Annotated in this window: 18 protein-coding genes; 5 read left to right on the top strand and 13 right to left on the bottom strand. The window is 46.5% G+C overall.

The genetic code is table 11. The features are described 5' to 3' along the window. Positions 1–102: 102 nt before the first annotated feature. The gene (locus YC6258_RS22275; protein ID WP_044618867.1) at positions 103–420 is read right to left on the bottom strand and encodes a hypothetical protein; all 318 of its coding nucleotides are present in this window, start codon (positions 418–420) and stop codon (positions 103–105) included. A gap of 420 nt (positions 421–840) precedes the next feature. Then, the gene (locus YC6258_RS22280) at positions 841–1695 is read right to left on the bottom strand and encodes a HEPN domain-containing protein (RefSeq protein ID WP_044618868.1); all 855 of its coding nucleotides are present in this window, start codon (positions 1693–1695) and stop codon (positions 841–843) included. 50 nt (positions 1696–1745) lie between these two features. Between YC6258_RS22280 and YC6258_RS22285 the strand changes: the two genes are divergently transcribed. Next, positions 1746–1955, top strand: coding sequence for a hypothetical protein (locus tag YC6258_RS22285; protein WP_044618869.1), 210 nt, complete (start codon positions 1746–1748; stop codon positions 1953–1955). Positions 1956–2103: 148 nt separating this feature from the next. Here YC6258_RS22285 and yjfF read toward each other — a convergent pair whose 3' ends face one another. From yjfF to YC6258_RS22305, 4 genes are all read right to left on the bottom strand, one after another. Further along, positions 2104–3084 (bottom strand): galactofuranose ABC transporter, permease protein YjfF, encoded by a 981-nt coding sequence (yjfF, locus tag YC6258_RS22290; protein ID WP_044618870.1) that lies wholly within the window; start codon positions 3082–3084, stop codon positions 2104–2106. Beyond that, complete coding sequence (locus YC6258_RS22295) at positions 3077–4090, bottom strand: ABC transporter permease (protein ID WP_044618871.1); 1014 nt, start codon at positions 4088–4090, stop codon at positions 3077–3079. Before YC6258_RS22295 ends, yjfF begins: the two co-directional genes overlap by 8 nt. A 20-nt stretch (positions 4091–4110) precedes the next feature. Continuing rightward, entirely contained in the window at positions 4111–5619 is a 1509-nt protein-coding gene (locus YC6258_RS22300) for a sugar ABC transporter ATP-binding protein (protein WP_044618872.1), read from the bottom strand. Positions 5620–5700: 81 nt separating this feature from the next. Then, a complete protein-coding gene (locus YC6258_RS22305) occupies positions 5701–6666 on the bottom strand; it encodes an ABC transporter substrate-binding protein (protein ID WP_082070849.1) in 966 nt (321 codons plus the stop codon). Between the two features lie 643 nt (positions 6667–7309). Here YC6258_RS22305 and YC6258_RS22310 point away from each other — a divergent pair. Continuing rightward, positions 7310–7825: a cysteine hydrolase family protein gene (locus YC6258_RS22310; RefSeq protein ID WP_044618873.1), complete on the top strand. Its 516-nt coding sequence runs from the start codon at positions 7310–7312 to the stop codon at positions 7823–7825. 171 nt (positions 7826–7996) lie between these two features. Beyond that, positions 7997–8752: an SDR family oxidoreductase gene (locus YC6258_RS22315; protein WP_169749010.1), complete on the top strand. Its 756-nt coding sequence runs from the start codon at positions 7997–7999 to the stop codon at positions 8750–8752. 362 nt (positions 8753–9114) lie between these two features. Here the strand turns inward: YC6258_RS22315 and YC6258_RS22320 are convergent, their stop codons facing one another. From YC6258_RS22320 to YC6258_RS22330, 3 genes are all read right to left on the bottom strand, one after another. Further along, positions 9115–10518: a hypothetical protein gene (locus YC6258_RS22320; RefSeq protein ID WP_144407716.1), complete on the bottom strand. Its 1404-nt coding sequence runs from the start codon at positions 10516–10518 to the stop codon at positions 9115–9117. 203 nt (positions 10519–10721) lie between these two features. Beyond that, positions 10722–11738 (bottom strand): amidohydrolase family protein, encoded by a 1017-nt coding sequence (locus YC6258_RS22325; RefSeq protein WP_044618875.1) that lies wholly within the window; start codon positions 11736–11738, stop codon positions 10722–10724. Between the two features lie 168 nt (positions 11739–11906). Next, on the bottom strand, positions 11907–12530 hold the full coding sequence (locus YC6258_RS22330; protein WP_044618876.1) for a chloramphenicol acetyltransferase: 624 nt from the start codon (positions 12528–12530) through the stop codon (positions 11907–11909). A gap of 64 nt (positions 12531–12594) precedes the next feature. Here YC6258_RS22330 and YC6258_RS22335 point away from each other — a divergent pair, with 64 nt between their 5' ends. Further along, positions 12595–14277, top strand: a complete 1683-nt coding sequence (locus YC6258_RS22335; protein ID WP_052830486.1) for an alkaline phosphatase family protein — start codon at positions 12595–12597, stop codon at positions 14275–14277. 69 nt (positions 14278–14346) lie between these two features. Here the strand turns inward: YC6258_RS22335 and YC6258_RS22340 are convergent, their stop codons facing one another. Continuing rightward, positions 14347–16503, bottom strand: a complete 2157-nt coding sequence (locus YC6258_RS22340) for a M4 family metallopeptidase (protein WP_211264575.1) — start codon at positions 16501–16503, stop codon at positions 14347–14349. A gap of 669 nt (positions 16504–17172) precedes the next feature. On the opposite strand from YC6258_RS22340, the gene YC6258_RS22345 reads away from it, so the two are divergent. After that, positions 17173–18321 carry an iron-containing alcohol dehydrogenase gene (locus YC6258_RS22345; protein WP_044620313.1) on the top strand — a complete coding sequence of 383 codons (1149 nt, stop codon included), beginning with the start codon at positions 17173–17175 and terminating at the stop codon, positions 18319–18321. Positions 18322–18369: 48 nt separating this feature from the next. On the opposite strand, the gene YC6258_RS22350 is transcribed toward YC6258_RS22345, so the two are convergent. The 3 genes from YC6258_RS22350 to YC6258_RS22360 form a co-directional block, all read right to left on the bottom strand. Next, complete coding sequence (locus tag YC6258_RS22350) at positions 18370–19446, bottom strand: threonine aldolase family protein (protein ID WP_044618877.1); 1077 nt, start codon at positions 19444–19446, stop codon at positions 18370–18372. Between the two features lie 251 nt (positions 19447–19697). Further along, positions 19698–19952, bottom strand: coding sequence for a hypothetical protein (locus YC6258_RS22355; RefSeq protein WP_144407717.1), 255 nt, complete (start codon positions 19950–19952; stop codon positions 19698–19700). 770 nt (positions 19953–20722) lie between these two features. Beyond that, the gene (locus YC6258_RS22360; RefSeq protein ID WP_044618879.1) at positions 20723–21322 is read right to left on the bottom strand and encodes a hypothetical protein; all 600 of its coding nucleotides are present in this window, start codon (positions 21320–21322) and stop codon (positions 20723–20725) included. Positions 21323–21465 lie beyond the last annotated feature (143 nt).

Below are 21465 nucleotides of genomic sequence, written 5' to 3' on the forward strand. Positions count from 1 at the left end.
GCCAGGTTATGTTGTGGGTGGGCTGTTGTTACGCTGGTCCTTCCATTTTCTCGGTTAAATACCCGAAGAAATCAGCTCTTTCCAACCAGGCTTTGCGTATCACTATTTATATAAAATAAGCGTGACCGCTTTAGGCGCGTAGCCCAAACAACCATCAACCTTTAAAACCACTGGCTTACCAGTTGTCAGAGCGCTAAGCGCCACACTCATCATGGCCTTGACCCCTGCTGTTGAAACATCAATGAGAGCCCTGTCGTTATAGGCGCAACCTTGAGACGGAATATCCGCTTCAAAGTAGATATCGTGAATATTCACGTCTCTCGATTCAATCTTGGTGATAATCGTTTGTGAAGTCTGCTCTACAGCAGCAGCTGCGGAGGATATGGCTAGCAGAGAAAGCCAAAGCTTTATAAGCTTCATTCCCTGATCCTTGTTTCATTTATGCCTGCGTTTTGTATTTCACACGCAGCAAAACTAAATGCATATACAGTTTGGCCTATTAAAAGTTACTTTTGATGCCGCTCCCACTCAGATGACTTATCTGCCTGCTCCAAGTTCCGACCAACCTAAGTAACTCGGGAATATCATCGACAATACTTCTATAACTGTCAATTTAAGAAACAGGGAATCAATACTTCCGAAAACGACATTCAAATAGTTATCTTAATAACAGAATTTAAAATTAGGCGTATGGCAGATCAAGCACTAACGATTTTCGTATGAATCTCTGATTTCCATACGATCCCTGAATAAAACCCGACGCTGTCAGAGCAGAGAGATCACTCCATGATGGCGCTATCGTTTGCAGAGTGCAAGCAGTACAACCTCCCTGCTCTGCCATCAACCCAGGCTGTCAATCTTGGCCCGACAATGTTTTTCCGCCAATGCTTGCAGGTGCTCGATCCGCTCCGCCAGCCAAGTCAGTTGTTCGGTGGTAATGCAATACCTGGGGTTGTAGCGCGAGTCCACATAGGCTTGCCGCAATAACTCAAAGCAGGTTTGCTCAAATGGAGTGTTTTGCGGAAATACTGATAAAAATTCGGGCTCGATACTGTCGGTTAATATACGGAGTTTTTCCAGATCATGGAGTTTTGGTTTGTAATGAGTAAACACCAGCAGAATCATTGAATACAGTTTTTCGGTGACCTGATGTAATTCAAAAGCGGCTTTGCCATTATCACCTCTGGAGATGGCAAACTGATAATAAGCTTGTTGGTTACTTGCCGCACTGAGCCAATGATCAAAATGCCTTTGCGCCTCCATTTTCCGTTCGGGCAGAGACAGTTCTTTCGGCTCCACCAGTGCCAGCTTACCGGTATCATGCAGCAAAATGCCCTCGCGATAGATATCGGCATAAAAATATTGGCCCTTGGCCAGTTGGGCATTCACAAATGAAATCTCTTCTGCAATCAGGCTGACCGGCGTTTTAACTTCCCGCATCAACTGATTGCTCAGTGACCGTTTGGATTCAATCTTGCGCGCCAATGCACCGTTCTTGGCAATGGCGAGAATATCCATATCACTTTGATAGCGGTAATGGACACGGTCCTCTTCGAGATGATCCACCCAGTCACCACGGGCATAGCTGCCGAACAAAATCAGCATACTGGGCTTAACCGCTTGCACGATGATCTCAACCGCATGGCGCAGTTGCTGTTGTTTATCCGAAGGGAGGTGATCGAGTGATGTTTTCATGTTGGCATCGTAGCTAGTTCTTTGAACAGAACCAATATGGACTTTTATGAATGGACGCTTTTGAGTACCATTTTTTTGAACTGACTCCCCGCATTAAAGCATTCAAAGTGGATGGTGATGCAAGTGGGTATCGTGCAGGAACACTTCAACGAACAGAAGGTTTTCTGCCCCCTGAAGTACTGAACCTGTTACCGACCGACTCAGACAAAACCAAATCTATAGAAAAAGAATCATCTGCAGAGAACACAGAAACGAATTGAGTTTTACTGCATACAAACAGTTAAATACGCCTGCTGGTGACCACTCAAGCAAATAACAGATTGGCAAAATCATCCGCAGGTGATAGCAAGAAAGGAGTATCAAGCGGTATGAGCATCATACCGCTTGCGTTGGATGAGACTCAGCAGACTATGCTGATCCCCGGTTACCAGAGTAACGACGTACCCAGTGGACAATGACTTTTTGCAGGATGATGAACAGGAACAGCAGGCCACCAACGGCAATTTTGGTCCACCAGCTGTTCAGGGTTCCATCAAAGGCGATCAGGGTTTGAATAACACCTTGAATCAGGCCACCCAGGAAAGTGCCGAAGACAAAACCGACTCCACCGGTCAGCAGGGTTCCACCGATCACCACGGCAGCAATGGCATCGAGTTCCACACCAACGGCGGCCAGGGGATAGGCTGATCCGGTATAAATCGCAAATACCACTCCGGAAAGGGAACTGAAAAAACCACTCAGTGCGTAGATCCGGATCTGGGTGGATTTAATCGGAACACCCAGAAGCTCGGCTGACTGGGTATCACCTCCGAGAGCATAGACGTTCATACCAAAACGGGTTCTACGCGCAACAATGATACCCGCCGCCACGGCCAGCAGCATGACAATCGCAATAAAGGTCAAACCACCGCGTCCAGGAACGGATATGTATATGTCCGCCAGATCAGAGATAAATGGATGGTTAATTGGCACAGCATCGAGATTGATCAGATACGCCAGCCCACGAAACAGGAACATGCCTGCCAGGGTGACAATAAACGGCTGTATCTCAAAATGCGCAATGATGTATCCCATGATGGCACCGAAAGCAGTTCCGACGACCAGGGAAATGATCATCGCCAGAATCGGGTGCATGCCAAAGCCGGTGATCAGTGACGCCATGAGCACACCAATAAACGCAATCATGGAACCAACGGAGAGATCGATACCGCCAGACAAAATGACAAAAGTCATGCCGACGGCGGTGACAATCAGAAACGCGTTATCGGTCAGCAGGTTGGTCAATACCAGAGAGTCGCGGAAACCTTTGTATTCCACAAATCCATAACCATACAGCACAAAAAACACCACCAGAGTTGCCAGCATGGGCAATGAACGTTCATTAAACATCTTTGCGCGCTCCTTTTCTGGCCAGGTAAGCAGAGATCGTCTGCCGGGTGCGCGGTGACTGAATCAACAACACCAGCAACACGATAGTGGCTTTAACGATCAGGTTATATTGAGCCGGCAGACCACTGGTGAGGATGGCAGTAGTCAGGGTTTGAATAATAAGCACCCCAATCATGGTCAATCCCAGGTAAATACGCCCTCCACTTAAGGCCCCCCCGGCGATAACCACTGCCAGAATGGCGTCCAGTTCCAGCCAGAGCCCGGCATTGTTGGCATCAGCACCGCGAATATCGGCCGCCAGAATGATGCCTGCGATTGAGGCACAGAGTCCGGAAAACATATAGGCGATCACCACCAAGGTCCGGGCTTCAATCCCGACCAGGCGGCTTGAACGGGCATTGGCACCGATGGCTTCGATAAACATTCCCAATGCCGTCTTGCGCATCAGGAACATGGTAAAGGCAACGATGAAGATGGCAATCCAGACCCGTATCGGTACAGCGAGAAAGAATCCGTTGCCGATGGCATTGAGCGTATCGGAATGGAAGGTAACAATCTGTCCACCGGTGATCATCTGGGCGATACCGCGTCCGGCCACCATCAATATCAGCGTGGCAACAATCGGCTGTACGCCCAGTACTGCAACCAGAAAACCATTCCATAAACCACAGGCCATACCCGCGCCCATGGCTGCCAGTAACACCACGATGACCGGCCAGTCAGTGTTAACGGTCAATACCGCCGCTACAGCGCCGCAAATGGCAATGACTGCACCAACAGACAGATCAATACCCTTAGTGCCGATAACCACGGCCATGCCAAGAGCAACGAGAGCGGTGGGTGTACCACGATGAAGTACATCGAGCAGACTGCCATATAAGTGACCGTCTATCATCTGGAGTTTTAAGAATCCGGGGGTCAGCAGAGCTGTTCCCAGAATGATGACCAACAACGACACCACAGGTCCGATGGCCTTTTGATGCTTTAACCAAAACTGCTTGTTCATGATGACTGCTTGTCCGTTATTTATTGGGCAATGGCGTTAACAATTGCCTTCTGACTGATCTCTTCACCGGCCAACTCAGCAACTTTTTTACGGTCACGTAAAACCACCACACGATTGGCAAATGCCACCAGCTCTTCCAGTTCTGAAGAGGCGACCATCAGGCCCATACCCTGATCACAAAGCTCTTTCATGATTTCGATGATTTCATGGTGCGCTCCGACATCGATACCACGGGTAGGCTCGTCCAGAATCAATATCTCCGGATGGGTGATCAGCCAGCGGGCCAGAATCACCTTCTGCTGGTTGCCACCACTCAGTTCACCGATGGGCTTGTTCATGTCCGGCGTTTTGATCGCCAGACGGGCAATCATTTTCTCGACCAGTTGTTTTTGTTCCGCCATTGGAATGGATGACCACCAGCCCCGGTTGGCCTGTAACGCCAGAATCATATTTTCCCGGACACTGAGTTCGGCCACGATACCATCGTGTTTACGGTCTTCGGGACAGTAACCGATTTTATTGCGGATGGCCTGACGCGGATTACTGATATCACGCTTCGTCCCGCGAATCTGAATACCACCCTGATCAGCGTGACGGGCGCCAAACACCAAATCGCACAACTCGGTACGACCCGACCCCAACAACCCGGCGAGTCCGACAATCTCTCCACTGGCAATCGATAATGACACCGGACTGAGATGACGCTGTTTTCCCAGTTCAGAAATTTCCAGTAGTGATGGAGCATCACCATTGCTGTTATTCAACGCAGAGCGACGACTACTTTCAGCACTGAATGTTTTGCCGATCATGGCACTGATCAATTGTTCTCTGGGTAACTCAGACGTGACATAAGTGCCGACATGTTCACCGTTGCGCAGAACACTGATTCGGTCGGTAATTTCGTAGACCTGATCCAGGAAGTGCGTGACAAAAATGATACCCATACCCTGGCTTTTCAACTGACGCATCAGATCGAACAGCCGCTCAATTTCACGTGAGTCAAGGCTTGCAGTTGGCTCATCGAGAATCAGCAGCCTGGCTTCGGTACCGATAGCCCGGGCAATGGCAATCAGTTGCTGCACAGCGACAGAATAGGAATCCAATTGTCGGGATGGATCAATATCGAGACCGACCCGTTGCAGCATTTTGCGGGCAGTCTGTTCGGCGCTGTTCCAACTGATCAGACCGAATTTTTTGTTTTGATGCAGCAGGGTCAGATTTTCAGTGACCGTCAAAGTAGGAATCAGGTTAACTTCCTGATACACCGTACTGATACCCAATTGCTGCGCATGACCGGCATCGCGAGCCATGATCTCTTGTTGATTCAACAAAATCCGACCTTTATCACGTCGATAAACACCGGTTAATACTTTGATCAGGGTTGATTTACCAGCACCGTTTTCACCCAACAGTGCGTGGACTTCTCCGGCGGATACACTCAATGAAACATTATTCAGAGCCTGTACACCGGCAAATCCTTTGGAAATGTCTTCAATCTGCAACAGTTGCTGATCGAGATTTTGAGTCATTATCTGGATCTCCGCCAAAAACGATTGGAGTGACATGGGTGACGGCAAAACCGTCACCCAATTTCAGTCAACTACACACAATTACTTACGTTTCTGGTATTCCTCAGCGGCGGTATCCGGCAGGTACAAAGGACCATTGGCTTTGATCCATTTGTCGACAGATTCACCTTTTTTCGAGGCATTGATTGCATCAAATGCAGGTCCACCCAAGTGAGGATTCAGTTCGATGGTGGCATTGGTTTCGCCATCAGCCATGGCTTTGAAGATATCCGGTACCGCGTCGATAGACACGATAATGATATCTTTGCTGGGTTTCAGACCAGCTTCTTTGATGGCCAGAATGGCACCCAGAGCCATGTCGTCGTTATGGGCAAACACGGCACAAATGTTCTTGCCACCGTTTTCAGCTTTCAGGAAGCTTTCCATAACTTCTTTACCACCGGCACGGGTAAAGTCACCAGACTGTGAACGAATGATTTTCATGTTGGGGAAATTACTGATCACGCTGTCGAAACCACTTTTGCGGTCAATCGCAGCAGAAGAACCGACCGTTCCCTGTAATTCAGCGATATCACACTTACCATTGGTTCTCGCCGCCAGCCAGGACGCCGCCAGAGCACCTTCTTCTTTAAAATCGGAAGCCACTTTGGTCAGATACAGACTGGGGTCGCTGTCGACACCACGGTCAATCAGCACAACCGGAATTTTCGCCCGATTGGCTTCTTTCAATACCTGGTCCCAACCGGTTTCAACCACCGGTGCCAGGAGGATGCCGTCTACCCCCTGAGCGATAAAGGAACGCAAAGCCTTAATCTGATTCTCCTGCTTTTGCTGAGCATCAGAGAATTTCAAATCAATACCACGACGCTGGGCCTCAGCTTTGATGGATTCTGTTTCAGATGTACGCCAGCCGCTCTCAGAACCAATCTGAGAGAAACCGATCGTCAATGCCAGAGCGGACACAGACAATAATGGAAGGGTAATGCCCGCCACTGCTGCCAATAGATGTTTTCTCAATGAACGCTTGTGAGAACTAGAGCACTTCATATAGCCTCCGGGGTTATTTTTTTTGTTAGTGGAGCTCAATCATCATTACGTACATCAAAACCGCAGACAACTGACCTGGAAAGCATTTAAAGCCAATTCTTGGAAAAAATAATCACCCATGGATTATGTCGATAAAATTATCCATGTAATTAGCAAAAAAACGTGTCTGAGAAGAGCAATTGAAGTTCAGTAGTGAGTAAAATGACAGCAAAGCAGCCCGACCATCAAAGGCTTTTACGATTCCTCACAGGCAAACTCACGGTGAAATAAAAAAAACTCCCGCGATAGCGAGATAATCTATGCTGGCACGAATCAGCATCACGCCTCGTGCTGTATTTAAAATTACCAATAGACAGTTTTATCTGAACTCGATCTTAGTCCTACAAACTTCCAAAAAACAGGATTAGTTTTGACGCTGACCAGAAAATACCTCCCGGAAAACCACAATTGACAGAGGCCACAGGGATTTCACGAGCGCACCTTTAGATAAAGCTCACAACGTTCTGCGCAAAAACAGGCCATTTGTTAGAACCCCTCTGATTTATGGCCCGTCATCATCGACTTATGTCCTATCTGCTCCTCGTTCAAGTGGCCATAGCGGCGATAATTGACCGGTAACGTTATTCACCCATCAAGGACCATTATGAAAGACACAGCACTGATCATCATTGATATTCAGAATGACTATTTTGCACAGGGAAAATTCCCTCTGGCGGACAGTGACACCGTCTTAACCCGAATCATGCAACTGGCCAATCAGGCCATATCCGCCTCAATGCCGGTAATTCTGGTTCAACATATCGGCAGCCCAGGCGGTCCATTTTTTAATCCCGACAACGAAGGGACCGAAATACATCCACAGTTGAAACAGATGCTGGCGGACGCACCAGTGATCACCAAGCAACATGCCGATGCATTCTGGCAAACAGACCTATCCTCCACTCTTGAAGAACTGCAGATTCAAAACCTGGTGATCTGTGGCATGATGACCCAGAACTGTGTCACTCATACTGCCATTTCAACGGCAGCGGATAAGTATCAGGTGGCTGTCGTTGCGGATTGCTGTACCACAGTCAGTACATTGTTACATCAGATTGCCCTCGCAGCACTTAAACCTCGAATTGAGCTGCTGGAATCACATGACATTTTTGCCGGATAGATCATTGCCATGATAAGCCTATGTGAGACAAAACCACCGCTGCAGATTAGCGGGCTTTGCCTGTCTGCAAAGGCTATCATTGCCGTCCCATCATCAATACCAGCACCTTCTCGTTAACTGTTTAAAATCGCGCTACAGTAAAGAGATTAACTACTGCGGATGGTGACAATTTTGGCCAAAAAAATCTTCCTCACCGGTGCCAGTTCAGGTATCGGCCGGCATCTCGCAGGTGAGCTTGCGGCTGCCGGTCATGACCTTGCCATCTGTGCTCGCCGGGAACCGTTACTGGCGGAACTATGTACCACACTGCAACAGCGCTATCCGCAACGCCGCATAGTGTCTTTTGTTCTTGATGTAACCCACTACGGGCAAGTGGCAGAAGTCATGAAACAGGCTCAGCTCGAACTTGGCGGCCTGGATACCGTCATTGTCAATGCAGGTATAGACAAAGCCGGAAAAATCGGTAGCGGTAATTTTAATAACGACCGACAGGTCGTTGAAACCAATGTTTTGGGAGCAATGGCAACGATTGATGCCGCTGCTGCGTTGTTCCGACCCATAAACCGGGGCCACATAGTAGTCATGGCATCAGTTGCGGCGTTTTGTGGATTGCCCGGCATGGCTTCTTATGCCGCATCCAAGGCCGCTATCGCCAGCTACGCCCAGAGTGCCCGGTTCGAATTACATAAAAACGGCATAAAAGTGACCACGTTATATCCAGGATTTATTGATACCGCAATCAACCAAAACATTGCCAGCCGTCCGTTTCTGGTCACTGTTGAACAAGGCAGTCGAAAGATTGCTCAATTGATCGAGCGAGAGGTTGACGAATCGGCTGTCCCGGCGTTTCCCTGGAAAGTTGTCGGCTGGCTACTGCGTAATCTGCCAAACTGGCTGCTGGCCAGAGTTCTCAAGGCACAGCACTGACAACACTGCACGGGGAACTTGAAGAGATGTTGACGCTCGGAGAAGCAACAGACCTGTTTGGAGACCAGCAAGTGTCAGTAAGTGGCCTACACCATCCCATTGAGCAGCGATAATAACGTCTGATATCAGACTGACTGTAAGCATCTAAGTCGGCTTACTCATATCACAGCATGTCAAAGAAATACCCGGCGAAGGCATCCCTGTCTATCTCAGGTTAATAGTAAATAAAGCAAAAAAAAGGCGAATATTCTTAAAAATATTCGCCCTAAATGGCCTTAATGACCAGACATGCTCAACTTCAATCTAATTCAGACACCCCTGAATACTGCCGACGATGACGCAGCTAAAGGTTCAGAGGTTCTCTAATTCATAACCAGTTTACCGCCTGATGTCAGAATGTAATTTCCCTTCAGCCAGCTGCCATTTAAATCTGTCATCTTGTGGTAGTAAATCGTTACACCTGCAGGCGCATCAATATTCGCCATAACACTGTCCTGCAACTGTGCACCGCGAATAACATTGACATAAGAATTTGAGGGTGATACCCAACGACTGCTTTCATCCAGAGTCAAATCCACATTACCCTCGTGATTGATATTAATGCCACCACGCAGTATTGACGCTTCGTTTAGGTCCATCGTGACGGAACTCCTGCTGTCGGTCACTACATCACCAGTCAGCTCCTGCCGGATTGCGTCAAAGGTTACCTTGCCACCTTCCTGACCCCATTGAGGCAGGGTGTCTGGCTCATTTTTGCCCGGTGCTACCACGCGCAAAAAAGTATTACTGGAGTTCATGATGTCGACACTGGTCAACGACACTCTGGCAGTTGTATTGGTAACGAAAAAGACCGGTCCGGAAGAGCTGTTAGTCAGAGAACCATCAACCATTTGAAAACGCCCTTCACCCGGAACTGAGTCTCCTGAATGACTTTGATAAAGCATTACCCCGCGTTTTTGGTATGCAGTGATATCCGTACCATTCAGAGTGATTCTGTTTTTACCTTCAATGACGGCCACCTCGGACCCCAAAGCCACGTAGTTACCTGCATATACTTCAATGTTGCCAGTACTGTATATACCCGGAGAACCTTCTCCCTGAGTGGTCGCGGTCACATTGGTGGCCTTCACGGTGCCACCACCACGATCAGTGGCAAGCGCAGCACTGTGTGCTCCCTGAGTGGAAATGGTGGAATTGGATACTGTAATGGTGCCACCGTAGGTTGCATGAACACCTCTGGAAGACTCCTTGATCGTCGAAATCGTGCAGTTTTCCACTTGAATGAAGGAGCCTTCGCCATATGCCAGCACTGCGTTGGCCCCATGTCCATCTGAGTGCACAGTGCATTCAGTCAGATCAACATGACTGCCTTGCGTTGCCAGCACAGCCGCATTATTACCATACATGTTACTTGAATTGACGTTTGAGGAGGCTCCGGTTTTATTCAGATAGCCATCAGTCAGCGAATAATGGCCACCAGAATACACATAAATAACGGATTGATCAGTTTTGGCCGCCTGATAAGTCTTCGTCTGCTGACTGACCACCTGACCCTGTTGCTGATACACACCACTCGGTTTTACCGATATCATTTTTTCACCGAATGGTCTCAACAGGGTTTCTCCACCTGCTCCGGCCGAAGATGGGCTCGGTGGCATCCCGGAGTCAGCAATGGCTGTTCCCGCGAGCAGAATCGCCAATGTCAACACTTGGCCAATCCGTTGTACGAAGAAACCTGATCGAAGCAAAGTATTTGAAACCAACATCTGCCACACCCCGAAAACCTTTTCGATAAATCGGCGTGAATTCTGGGCGCATGAATGTCAAATAATAAGCATTGAATGTGTAAAAACTGCGGAATTACAGATTATTAATCCGGCAAGTAATTTATGTCAGGTTAATAGAAAGAAATTGAAGGACAGGAACAGAGGAGCCACCCGTAGACACAAATGTACGGGTGGAAAATATCCTACTCAGCCAGTTTGAGGCGACTAAACACCCGTAACGCATTACCAGAAAAAATCATTTCCTTTTGTTCGCTGGATAACCGGGTATTGTTATCAATATAACGTTTGGTATCGTCAAAGTAATGTCCGGTTTCAGGATCGATACCACGCACGGCTCCGATCATTTCCGATGCAAACAGAATATTTTCTGTTGGCACAATATCCAGCAACAGATCAATACCCCGCTGATGATACACACAGGTATCAAAATAAATGTTTTTCAACGCGGACTCTTCTAGCGGTGCATATCCCTGATCCTGCATCAGACCACGGAATCGCCCCCAGTGATAAGGAACTGCGCCACCACCATGAGGGATGATGACCTTCAATGTCGGAAAGTCCTTAAACACATCAGACATCACCAGTTGTTGAAAACCGGTCGTATCTGCACCCAGATAATGGGAGCCGGTTGTATGAAAACAATCATTGCAGGCCGCGCTTACGTGAATCATGGCCGGCACATCGAGCTCACACATTTTTTCGTATAGGGGATAAAAAGACCGGTCAGCCAGTGACGCATCTTTCCAGAAACCTCCGGACGGATCAGGATTCAGATTACAGCCAATAAACCCCATCTGTTCCACACAACGCACCAGCTCTGGTACCGACTTTTCAGGGGCAACGCCTGGAGACTGAGGCAACTGCGCAACCGGAGCAAAGTTGCTTGGAAACAGATCACAAACCCGACGAATCAGATCATTCTGATGTTCAGTCCAATATTGACTGGTGTATTCATTACCAATGTGATGTCCCATCCAACTGGCACGTGGAGAGAATATTGTCAGATCCGTACCGCGCTCCTGCTGCAACCGCAACTGGTTTTTTTCAATACTCTCGCGAATCTCATCATCGGTAACATTAATCGTACCTTTTTCGCCCATAAAGGTCGGATCTTTCGCAACAGCGCTTTTCTGTTGCTCACGATACTCGCCTACTCCTGGCGGTGTCGTGGTGTAATGACCATGACAATCAATAATCATAACGCATCTCTCTTATTATTTTTGCAGATGGAAATACCAGGGCCCGTTAACGCTGATTTCGTCGGCCTGCCGAGAACCTGTAAACGAACACCAAGTATTCTGTCTGGCTGTATTAAATGCCATTACATTTTGCGTTACAGCTATTGATTTTTGATATAGCGCCAATATTTAGCCATCCTGATCCAACAACTCCTGAACAGTCTGATAATACTGGCCAACATGAATACCATCCATCAACCCATGATGCACCTGCACACTCAATGGCATCATCACCTGATCGCCGGTACGAAAATATTTCCCAAATGCCAGCCTTGGGATAGAGTCTTGAGGGTTACGATGAGCCGGGTGTTTCAGGCTGGTAAACGATACCCAGGGTATCGATGTGATATACAGCAGATCCAGTCTGGATGAGAATGTCACTGTCGGATTGGCCTTAACCGTATCCACTCTGGTATTACTATCCGCTATAAAGCGGTTAAGCTGATCAGAATATTCCAGCCGACAGTAACTGAACAGATCACCACCGGTTTGCATGGTAATCGATGGATGTACGGCATCATATTCAACCACCTTTTCCCCCTCGATTCGCAGTCGGAAATCAGTACGCAGATTGGCGGCATGAGTTAACAGATGCACCATCGCCAAAGTAAAGGAATAGTTCTGTTTTTTAACCATAGCGAGATAGCGGGTGATATCCACATTGGCGCTCAAGTTGAAATGAGGAAAATCGAAGTCTTTGAATAACTTGAAATGCTGATAACGGGGCCATTGTTCTAAATCGATGTATTGCACATGTTTCTCCAACTGGACATGATAGAGTAGAGCCACCTGCCAGAAACGTCATTCGGAGAGAGTAATGTCATCAAAGTTACAGCAGATCAATCATGTGGTGGTATTGATGCTGGAAAATCGTTCCTTTGATAACATGCTCGGCTGGTTATATGACCCAGACAATCCCGAGCCATTCAGACACCCTCCCAGAGAACAGAACTTCGCCGGTGTCAGTGGCCTGTCGCTCAGTAACCCTCTACCTGATGCATTCGCCCGGTCAGGCGCAAAGGTGGTGCCGTATAGTAAAACAACCAGAATGAGCAGTCCAAATCCAGATCCGGGCGAAGAGTATTATCACGTTAATACCCAACTCTACGGCCAATGTATTCCAACCGCCAATCGTCGCTTTCCATTTAACCGGCCACCTTACAATCTACCGGAACCTTTACCGGCAGAGGCACCCATGTCAGGTTTTTTACTGGACTATATCTATCAGTTACAAAGTCATCCTGACATGGCCAATCGCTCACTATTTCACCCACTTATCAAACGGGCAATGGCTCGTTGCCGAGTTCCAGCGATTGGCGGGCGACGACCAGATGCAAGCCTGTATGAGCAGATCATGACTGGGTTTGCACCCGAATCTGTACCAGTGCTTGCAACGCTGGCCAGGGAATTCGCAGTCTGCGACCACTGGTTCAGCTCGGTTCCCAGCCAGACTTTTGGCAACCGTTCATTTGCACACTGTGGAACCTCGCGCGGTTTTGTCAACAATTCTCCGGTTCATAAGTGGCTGCTGCATTCTGCTCCCAGTATTTTCAATCGCATGCACGAGCATGGCCGCAGTTTTGGCATTTTTTATGACCCCGAAGATGTCGTCAGCTTTACCGAGTTGCTGCAACCATCGATCTGGTCCCTTAACCGGCACGTCCATGATATGAACACTTTTTTTGATCTCGCCTATACAGGACAGCTGCCGGATTACAGCTTTATCGAACCTCGGCTGATGATCGATAATAATGATCAACACCCACCAGCCGGTATCCCTCCATATCTGGACCCGGTGGATGTATCCAGTGTACTGGCTGGTGAGCAGCTGATAGCTAATGTGTACCATGCCCTGCGACACTGCCCCGAATGGGAACGAACCTTATTGATCATTACTTATGATGAACACGGGGGTAATTTTGACCACTTGCCACCACCATCAGCAATGGCTCCGGAAAAATCTGCGCCTGCTGGTGAACAAGGTTTCTGTTTTGACCGTCTGGGAGTTCGGGTGCCCGCAGTCATAGTATCTCCATGGATTCGGGCAGGGACCATTTGTCAGACAGTTTTCGACCACACCAGTATTATTCGCACCCTATGCCAGCGATGGGATCTTCCTGCTTTGACCGAACGGGATAAACATGCCAACAGCCTGGATGAGTTATTGACACTACATACACCACGCCGGGACTATGTACAGGTACAACCAAGACCATATCACCGTCAGGCCACCAGCAAGGATCAGCCGCTCAACCCATTTCAGCGGGTTCTGTTGATGCTATCTGTGAGTATGGTTTCTTACAGTCGATTCAAAAGAGGGCACAACCGGTTTGCAAAAATAAAAAGTATTTGCGCATGGCTGCACAATGAATGGACGCTAATGAAGATTAAAACCCAGGGGCAGGCCGTAGATTACCTGAACACTCAATATCCTTATATTCGACAAACTCAGAATGAACTAGAGCCTGATGAGCAGGCAACAACAAAAAGGGGGAATTAATTCCCCCTTTTTTTATATGTCGTAATCAACCCGGATCGGATAATAGCCCGGGTTAGTGATCAGCATCACTTATTGATAGGACCAGTTCAGAGTAACACCCGAGAATGCACTATAAGCTCTGATACCAATATACCAGGTATCTGCTGCAGGATTACTGATGGAACAGCTTTCGGCATTACTGCTACCTGCGGAACGACAGTCATAGCTCAATCTGGTTGGATTTGAACCTTTACGAATATACAGATCCCCATCACCCGTACCACCGCTGGTAGTCACATCGAAAGATGCCACTCCGGAAGGAATCTCAATAGGGAAATATAACCAATCGCCAGACGCCGCACTCAATCCGGTTTCGGTTCCTGAATTTCCGTCACTACCGCCATCACCGCCTCCAGTGGAGTAGCTGGCGGTCAAAGTCGCGCCAGAATAGCTTGAGTAGCCACGAATCATAATGTAATAAGTGGCTGCACTGGGTGAAGGCACTGAACAGCTTTCATTGTTACCAGATTCATATGGGCGGCAATCATAACTGGTGGTGGTTGGCAGGCTACCTTTACGGGTATACATATCAGCATCACCCGTTCCTCCTGCCATCACAATCTGCAGATTGCTCGCTCCAGCAGGAACCTCGATTGAATAATACTTAACGCTGCTGGCGCTACCAGACAATGATACAGATACGCCGTTTTCAATTGGAGTGACCGTATCATCACTACCACCATCACCACCTGTGCCACCACAGGAAGAGGTATCAACACCAACACCGCTAAATGCAGCATATACCGCGTTTACATCGTAAGACAGATCTCCGGTTGCACTTACGACACCACAGGCTGCATCACTGAAATCACTGTTTGAACCCCAGTAAGTCTGGTTCGCCAGTACAAAGACATCAAACGCTTTACGCGTATCCCAACCGCTGGTAGTGGCAAGCAGGTAAAATGCTTTATTGAAAACGCCTGAGCTATGGTGTACATCCAGACCAGTGTAATAGTCAGAAGCATTGTCGATAGAGTCACCATCTCTGGTTGGATTATCCATATATCTCAACGCACCACTGGATTTAAATATCTGCTCACCGACCATCCAATCATTGGTACCTTTCATATAAAACTCAGCAGCTTCTCCCGCCATGTCAGAGAATGCTTCATTGATACCACCAGACTGACCACTGTATCGCAGATTTGAGTTCTGTTCAGTAAAACCATGACTGACCTCGTGAGCTGCAACATCAAGACTGACCAATGGATAAAATTGACTGGCACCGTCGCCAAACGTCATCTGGGTACCATCCCAGAATGCATTTTCATAATTACGATCATAGTGCACCCGCATCCGCAGCTTCTGAGTTAACGGTGCAACGTTGTACCAATCACGATACATATCGAAAATCACACCTCCGAAAAAGTGCGCATCATTCAATGGAGAGTATGCACCATTGACTTGCTGGTAAGTATTTTCAGGACAATCAAACGAGAAGATAGAACCACCGGAAGTACGGTTTTTCATATCGATTGTATCGACATTACTGGTACTCATCTCACACCCGCTATTAACTTCCATTGCAGGAAAATCAGTGCCGTAATAATACTTTCCGGTTTTGGAGTTACCGCCAGGGCCGGTAGCATCCTGATGAGCCAGACCATCCCACTGTTCCAGAACCTCACCAGTATGTGCATCGACAAAGAAAAACGGACGAGTCGGCTCAGAAGTGTATTCCACCCAGGACACCAGGTAAGCCAGGCGAGCTTTGTTTTGAGCGTCAACATAGATATACAAAGACTGACTCAGATTTTGAGCAGATGATTTCAGAGAAGATAAACTTAAGGCACCAACTGTGACGCCTTGAGTAGAGCGATCGACAATTGCCTGCGTCATCGCAGTGTTAATTGCAGCGGTGCTCTTAATAGTTGGCTTAACTGAGGTTACATCAGTGGAAATGTCAGACAATACATCACCACGAACACTGACAGCGCCCCCTTGAGCTGAACCTGTTACAGTCACTCCCCAAACGGGAACCCCCTGGTATGACTGCTGATAACGCGTAACCGTTCTTCCGTTTGCCAGAGTACGAGTCGTTACAACTTCCAAAGATGCATCGCTATTTGCTGCAATTCCCTTCGAGAACATTTCCTGCGTCGCAGGAACATATTGAGCAGCCTGAGCGGAAACAGCCATGGCCAAAGCCAACGGCAAACTTACCCCACTAGAAATTTTAATCTTCACTTGTTTATCCTTCTTAATGGTGACGAAAATTTTGACAGGACATAAATGAACCACATATAAATTCACACAATTTATATCCGTCAATTAAAATTTACATCTATTTTTTTTGGGTTGAACAATCAAAGACAACTGGATTTCTATCGCCGAATTCCACTTTTCAAAACCGTTTAAGAAAATATCGAGACCTGAGACTCGAATAAGCCTTAGCATGCTTATCTAATATCATCATGAAAATCACATTTATAAAAAATTGTGATCTCATTAACGATAATTTAAATAATATTACCGGACTGTCAACATTGCCTTAGAAATAAAATTTCTGTCCGCGCATAAAAATCTTAGCAACACCAGCAGCAACCTTGATATGGACAAAATCCATAAAAATGCCTTGTTTTTTAAGGTTTTTCTCTTTCATTAAACTCGTTGATCATTAACAAAAACAAAGCCAAAAAAACAAAAACCAACCAGGCACCGTTCTTTAGTAGGAGAAAATAAAATCGAAGTATTCGGAAAAACAGGAAAATGTAGATAAACATTGTCAACACATATTGCATCGAAAAACTATCTATTATTGTCCCGACACGCTGACAAACATCAATATCACCATAATTTCAGTGCATTACCTTACTCTCCAGCATTAATCTAACTTAAAACATGAGGACTATGACCATGAGCACTATGCGATTCTCTGTTCCAAGAGAAATTATTTATGGTGAAAATGCCATAAACAGACTTGCCGAACTACGGGGAAAACGAACCGCAATTGTTACAGGAGGTAACTCAATGCGACGCTTTGGTTTTCTCGATCGGATCCAAAAGCTATTAACAGTAGCGGGAATGGAGTCCATTATTATCGACGGCGTCGAACCTAATCCCTCCGTAGCCACTGTTCATCGTGGAGCAAAATCAATGATCGCATTCGAACCCGATTGGATCGTTGCGATCGGCGGAGGTTCTGCGCTTGATGCTGCGAAAGTCATGTGGTGCTTCTACGAACACCCGCAGATCAGGTTTGAAGACATCATTGCCGTGGGCTCCATGCCTCCTTTAAGGAACAAAGCACGTTTTGTCGCTATTCCATCCACCAGTGGTTCAGCATCTGAAATCACGGCTTTTTCTGTCATTACAGATACCGAAAAACACATCAAATATCCCATCGTTGCAACCGATATCGTGCCAGATATTGCCATACTCGATCCGGAAATTCCTGAATACATGCCCGCTCATGTTACTGCTAACACAGGTATGGATGTCATGACTCATGCACTGGAAGCATATGCTTCTATCGCCGCAACATCGTTTACCGATCCATATGCTGTGGAAGCCATACAACTGGTTTTTGCCAATATTGAAACTGCTTATAAAGAACCACATAACAAAGCTGCCCGGTTTAATATGCACAATGCTTCTGCATTGGCAGGCATGGCTTTTACTAATGCGTCACTTGGGCTGGTTCACTCTCTGGCTCACAAAATAGGCGGCGAGTTTGGAGTTACTCATGGTCTGGCAAATGCAATTCTATTGCCATATGTAGTTCGCTTTAACCGGCAGTTCACCCAAAAGTATGAGCAACTGGAACGACTGCTGGATATTGATGATATCGCCCAGGAAGTTAGCATGCTGAATGCGAAATTAAATATTCCGGATTGTTTTAAAGAATGTTCGGAAGTCGAATTTGACGAATCTGTATTTCGAGATGTCTTAAAATATATGAGTGAAAATGCTCACGCAGACCCGTGTACCCTGACCAATCCAGGGAAACCAAGCGTGGATGATGTTAAAGCTATATATCAGGCAGCTTTTTACGGTCAGAAATAGCTCGCAGCCAGATTGCAGAACGGCACCACCGTTCTGCAATTAACGTCATTATTTAGTCGGTCTCTCGAAGTACTGTCTGACAAGCTGACAAAACATTTCACGATGCTCATCACGTGTACTGAATGAAGTCACCATCCTGATCACTTTCTCATCTTTGCTCAAATGACACCCTGGTGCAATCTGGTCGGGATACCATTCATAAAATACAGCACCAGATTCAGTCAAAAACGAAACCAATGCACCAGGCATGACCATAAACAGCTCGTTTGCCTGTACTGGCCAGGCGGGCTTTATTTGATCATAACTTAGCAGCTCTTCTGCCAACATGGATGCCTGATGGTTAGCATGACGAGCAAGATCCAACCAATGGTTATCTTGTAACCACGCTAAGAACTGTACACCATAGACTCTCCCCTTGGACAGCAGGTGACCGGTTCGTTTTCGCCGATGTTCAAAACCAGCCGCCAGTTCTTTATTGAAAAAGATCACAGCCTCTGCGCACAGAGCACCACACTTGGTAGCTCCCAACGTCAGCACATCAACACCGACCCTCCAGGTAATATCGGCAGGCGAACAACCTAACGCAGCAACAGCATTGGCAAAACGGGCACCATCCATATGCACAGGTAAATGATGTTGCTTCGCCACGGCACATAGCTCAGTCAACTCTTCAATTGAGTACACCAGTCCGGCCTCGCTCGCCTGGGTAATGCTCAAAGCACCCGGCAGAGGATTATGAGGAGGATGGTAAGCGTCTCCAGCCATATACAGACTCAGCTGGTCAGCAGAAATCTTGCCTTGTCCCTGAGAAATAGGCTGTAATCTCGATCCAGAAGTAAACAGTTCCGGCGCAGTGGACTCATCCATATAAATGTGTGCACCACCGTGGCAGAGAATGGTTTGCCAGGGCTGTACCAGACTGGCAAGTGCCAGACAGTTAGCCGCAGTACCTGTACCAACAAAATACACCTCTGCCTCACATTCAAACAGGCTACATATTGCCTGTACCGCTAGCTGAGTCCATTGGTCCTCACCATATCCCGGTGTAAATCCATCATTGGCCTGTACCAGGGCTTCCAAAATACGGCTTGAGGCTCCCGCCTGATTATCACTGCCAAAAAACACTGTTCCTCTCCTTACATGTGAATGATATCCGGATAGTACGGATTCCCTGTCAGGGCTCCAACTGCTTTTTTTGTCACCATGACATTTTCAAGCAACTCCAGAGAGCAGTCTTCTCGAGGCCTGATCTTCTTCACATGACCGAAGCAGCAACAGTTCTAAAACAAGGCATGACAGACACATTTCAAATGCCTGCACCTTCATAATTTCGCATACAGATATCAGGTTGATTGTTATTGATGGAGCGATACGCATCACCATAAACACAGCAGAACGCTTTTATTAACCCATAAAAATATAGTTAATAGGTTAATAACAAGCACAGCACATTTGGCATCTTTAGATATATACAGAATATTATTGTGCATACATTGATCATCGTGTGTTGCTGGCCACTGGCGCACTAACTCCACATACATATTCATACCTGCAATAACAATTTTTATTACCTTGCTCACTGAAAGTCCAAAGACAGGATCATTTACAACGGCGAAACCGATAACAGCCAAACTTATTAACCTAGCAAGCATACATGTCGGGTTAATAGTGTAATGCAGGGATGCACCGAGATGTCGAACCACACCATTGGCTATAGCCAATGTGAGCCTCGATAAATCAAGTGGTCCGACGATTCGGTGTTTCGCCCAACACCGCCAGATTTCCCGGAGCGACAATTAAATGAATTCTAAATTCAACTTAATAAACTTATTATTTTAGCTTACACAAGAATATGAATAGAAATCCCAACCACTAGTATTTTGATAGAGATATTTTCCAGCACACGAAATTTATTTCGAAAAAAAGAATTTTCACATCCAAAATGAAAATCAAATTATATTCATAATTTTGAAACATCATCCCAATTATTTTTTAGTATTTTATAAAATCAAAATTTTAGATTTTTATAAAAGACGATATATTTCCGACTTAAAAAAAAGATTTTTTTATAAAGAACGTGAGATAAAAAACAAAGACAGTCAAGCATAGTTGAGATCAGCCCAACAGAGATAAATCTTATTAACCCCACAAGCATTTATGCCGGACTAACAGAAACAAACGCAGAATCGATCATTTGTAAAATGCAACGATACGAGGAAAAACGACTGATTTTACAAATAAAATCCGCAAGATCAGGGCCGCCAGTGTATTTACGATTACATCATATATACACAGGGGATTGTTATGAAAGGGAGACAAGATACACGGTATCTACCAGGTACGCTGCTTATCCTGACTGGAACCTGGCAGAGATGAGGTAACATGTTACCAAGTGGCGCGGTTATTGAAGAATTCCCTTGAATTTTTTGCGGTCCACTTTAGGATCAAGATCCTTATATTGCTTTAATTTCATCCGCAGCAATTTCATGAATGCTTCACGGTCAGGTATTTTCTCCATCAGTTCTTCTTTTTCCTGACGCTTCAACTTCCTTTGTTTAGCAAAGCGGTTAACGGCCATTTCCCAAGCGGCTTCGTAGCCATTGAGGCGGATTGAAAAACGTTTGATATCAATTTTAGGATTCATATACGTTTCAACTACAAACACTGGGGCAAAGTTCCAGTATGCCTCTCCCGAGTCCCTTATTCTGTGCAAAACATCAATCTGAATGCCTATCCCAGCAGGTAAACCTATATCCAACAACCTGCGATTATTTCGAGAGGAGCGTATCTTCGCGAAAGTGGGATACTCCCGCTGCAGCTCTTCGGCCAGCGCGTACGCCTGTTTTTTCGCCTCTCTTTTACCGAGTTGTTTAATACTGAAATAGTGGGACTTCTTGATATTAGCCTGAAAGACCCGATAGCCAACAAAACCGCCAGCGTGTTCGCCGACGTCATAAAATCGTACATTTGAGTAAGGTGTGGTTTTCTTTTTTACAGCCATAATATATGCCTGGAGTAGCAAAAAAACTTTTTATGGTTGTCCCTAAGAAACAGTCGCTACTGCTGTGCCGTCAATATATATCAGAGTATTCTACCAAACAATTGCCTAGCTAATCATCTAAATCATTGATTTTACGGAAAATT

The organism is Gynuella sunshinyii YC6258, assembly GCF_000940805.1.
GTDB classification, from domain to species: domain Bacteria; phylum Pseudomonadota; class Gammaproteobacteria; order Pseudomonadales; family Natronospirillaceae; genus Gynuella; species Gynuella sunshinyii.

Excerpts from the sequence above, each read along its gene's own strand:
- YC6258_RS22285 (WP_044618869.1), top strand. The coding sequence starts at position 1,746 with ATGGACGCTTTTGAGTACCATTTTTTTGAACTGACTCCCCGCATTAAA.
- yjfF (WP_044618870.1), bottom strand. The coding sequence starts at position 3,084 with ATGTTTAATGAACGTTCATTGCCCATGCTGGCAACTCTGGTGGTGTTT.
- YC6258_RS22310 (WP_044618873.1), top strand. The coding sequence starts at position 7,310 with ATGAAAGACACAGCACTGATCATCATTGATATTCAGAATGACTATTTT.
- YC6258_RS22335 (WP_052830486.1), top strand. The coding sequence starts at position 12,595 with ATGTCATCAAAGTTACAGCAGATCAATCATGTGGTGGTATTGATGCTG.
- YC6258_RS22345 (WP_044620313.1), top strand. The coding sequence starts at position 17,173 with ATGAGCACTATGCGATTCTCTGTTCCAAGAGAAATTATTTATGGTGAA.
- YC6258_RS22300 (WP_044618872.1), bottom strand. The coding sequence starts at position 5,619 with ATGACTCAAAATCTCGATCAGCAACTGTTGCAGATTGAAGACATTTCC.
- YC6258_RS22360 (WP_044618879.1), bottom strand. The coding sequence starts at position 21,322 with ATGGCTGTAAAAAAGAAAACCACACCTTACTCAAATGTACGATTTTAT.
- YC6258_RS22275 (WP_044618867.1), bottom strand. The coding sequence starts at position 420 with ATGAAGCTTATAAAGCTTTGGCTTTCTCTGCTAGCCATATCCTCCGCA.
- YC6258_RS22305 (WP_082070849.1), bottom strand. The coding sequence starts at position 6,666 with ATGAAGTGCTCTAGTTCTCACAAGCGTTCATTGAGAAAACATCTATTG.
- YC6258_RS22320 (WP_144407716.1), bottom strand. The coding sequence starts at position 10,518 with ATGTTGGTTTCAAATACTTTGCTTCGATCAGGTTTCTTCGTACAACGG.
- YC6258_RS22280 (WP_044618868.1), bottom strand. The coding sequence starts at position 1,695 with ATGAAAACATCACTCGATCACCTCCCTTCGGATAAACAACAGCAACTG.
- YC6258_RS22325 (WP_044618875.1), bottom strand. The coding sequence starts at position 11,738 with ATGATTATTGATTGTCATGGTCATTACACCACGACACCGCCAGGAGTA.
- YC6258_RS22295 (WP_044618871.1), bottom strand. The coding sequence starts at position 4,090 with ATGAACAAGCAGTTTTGGTTAAAGCATCAAAAGGCCATCGGACCTGTG.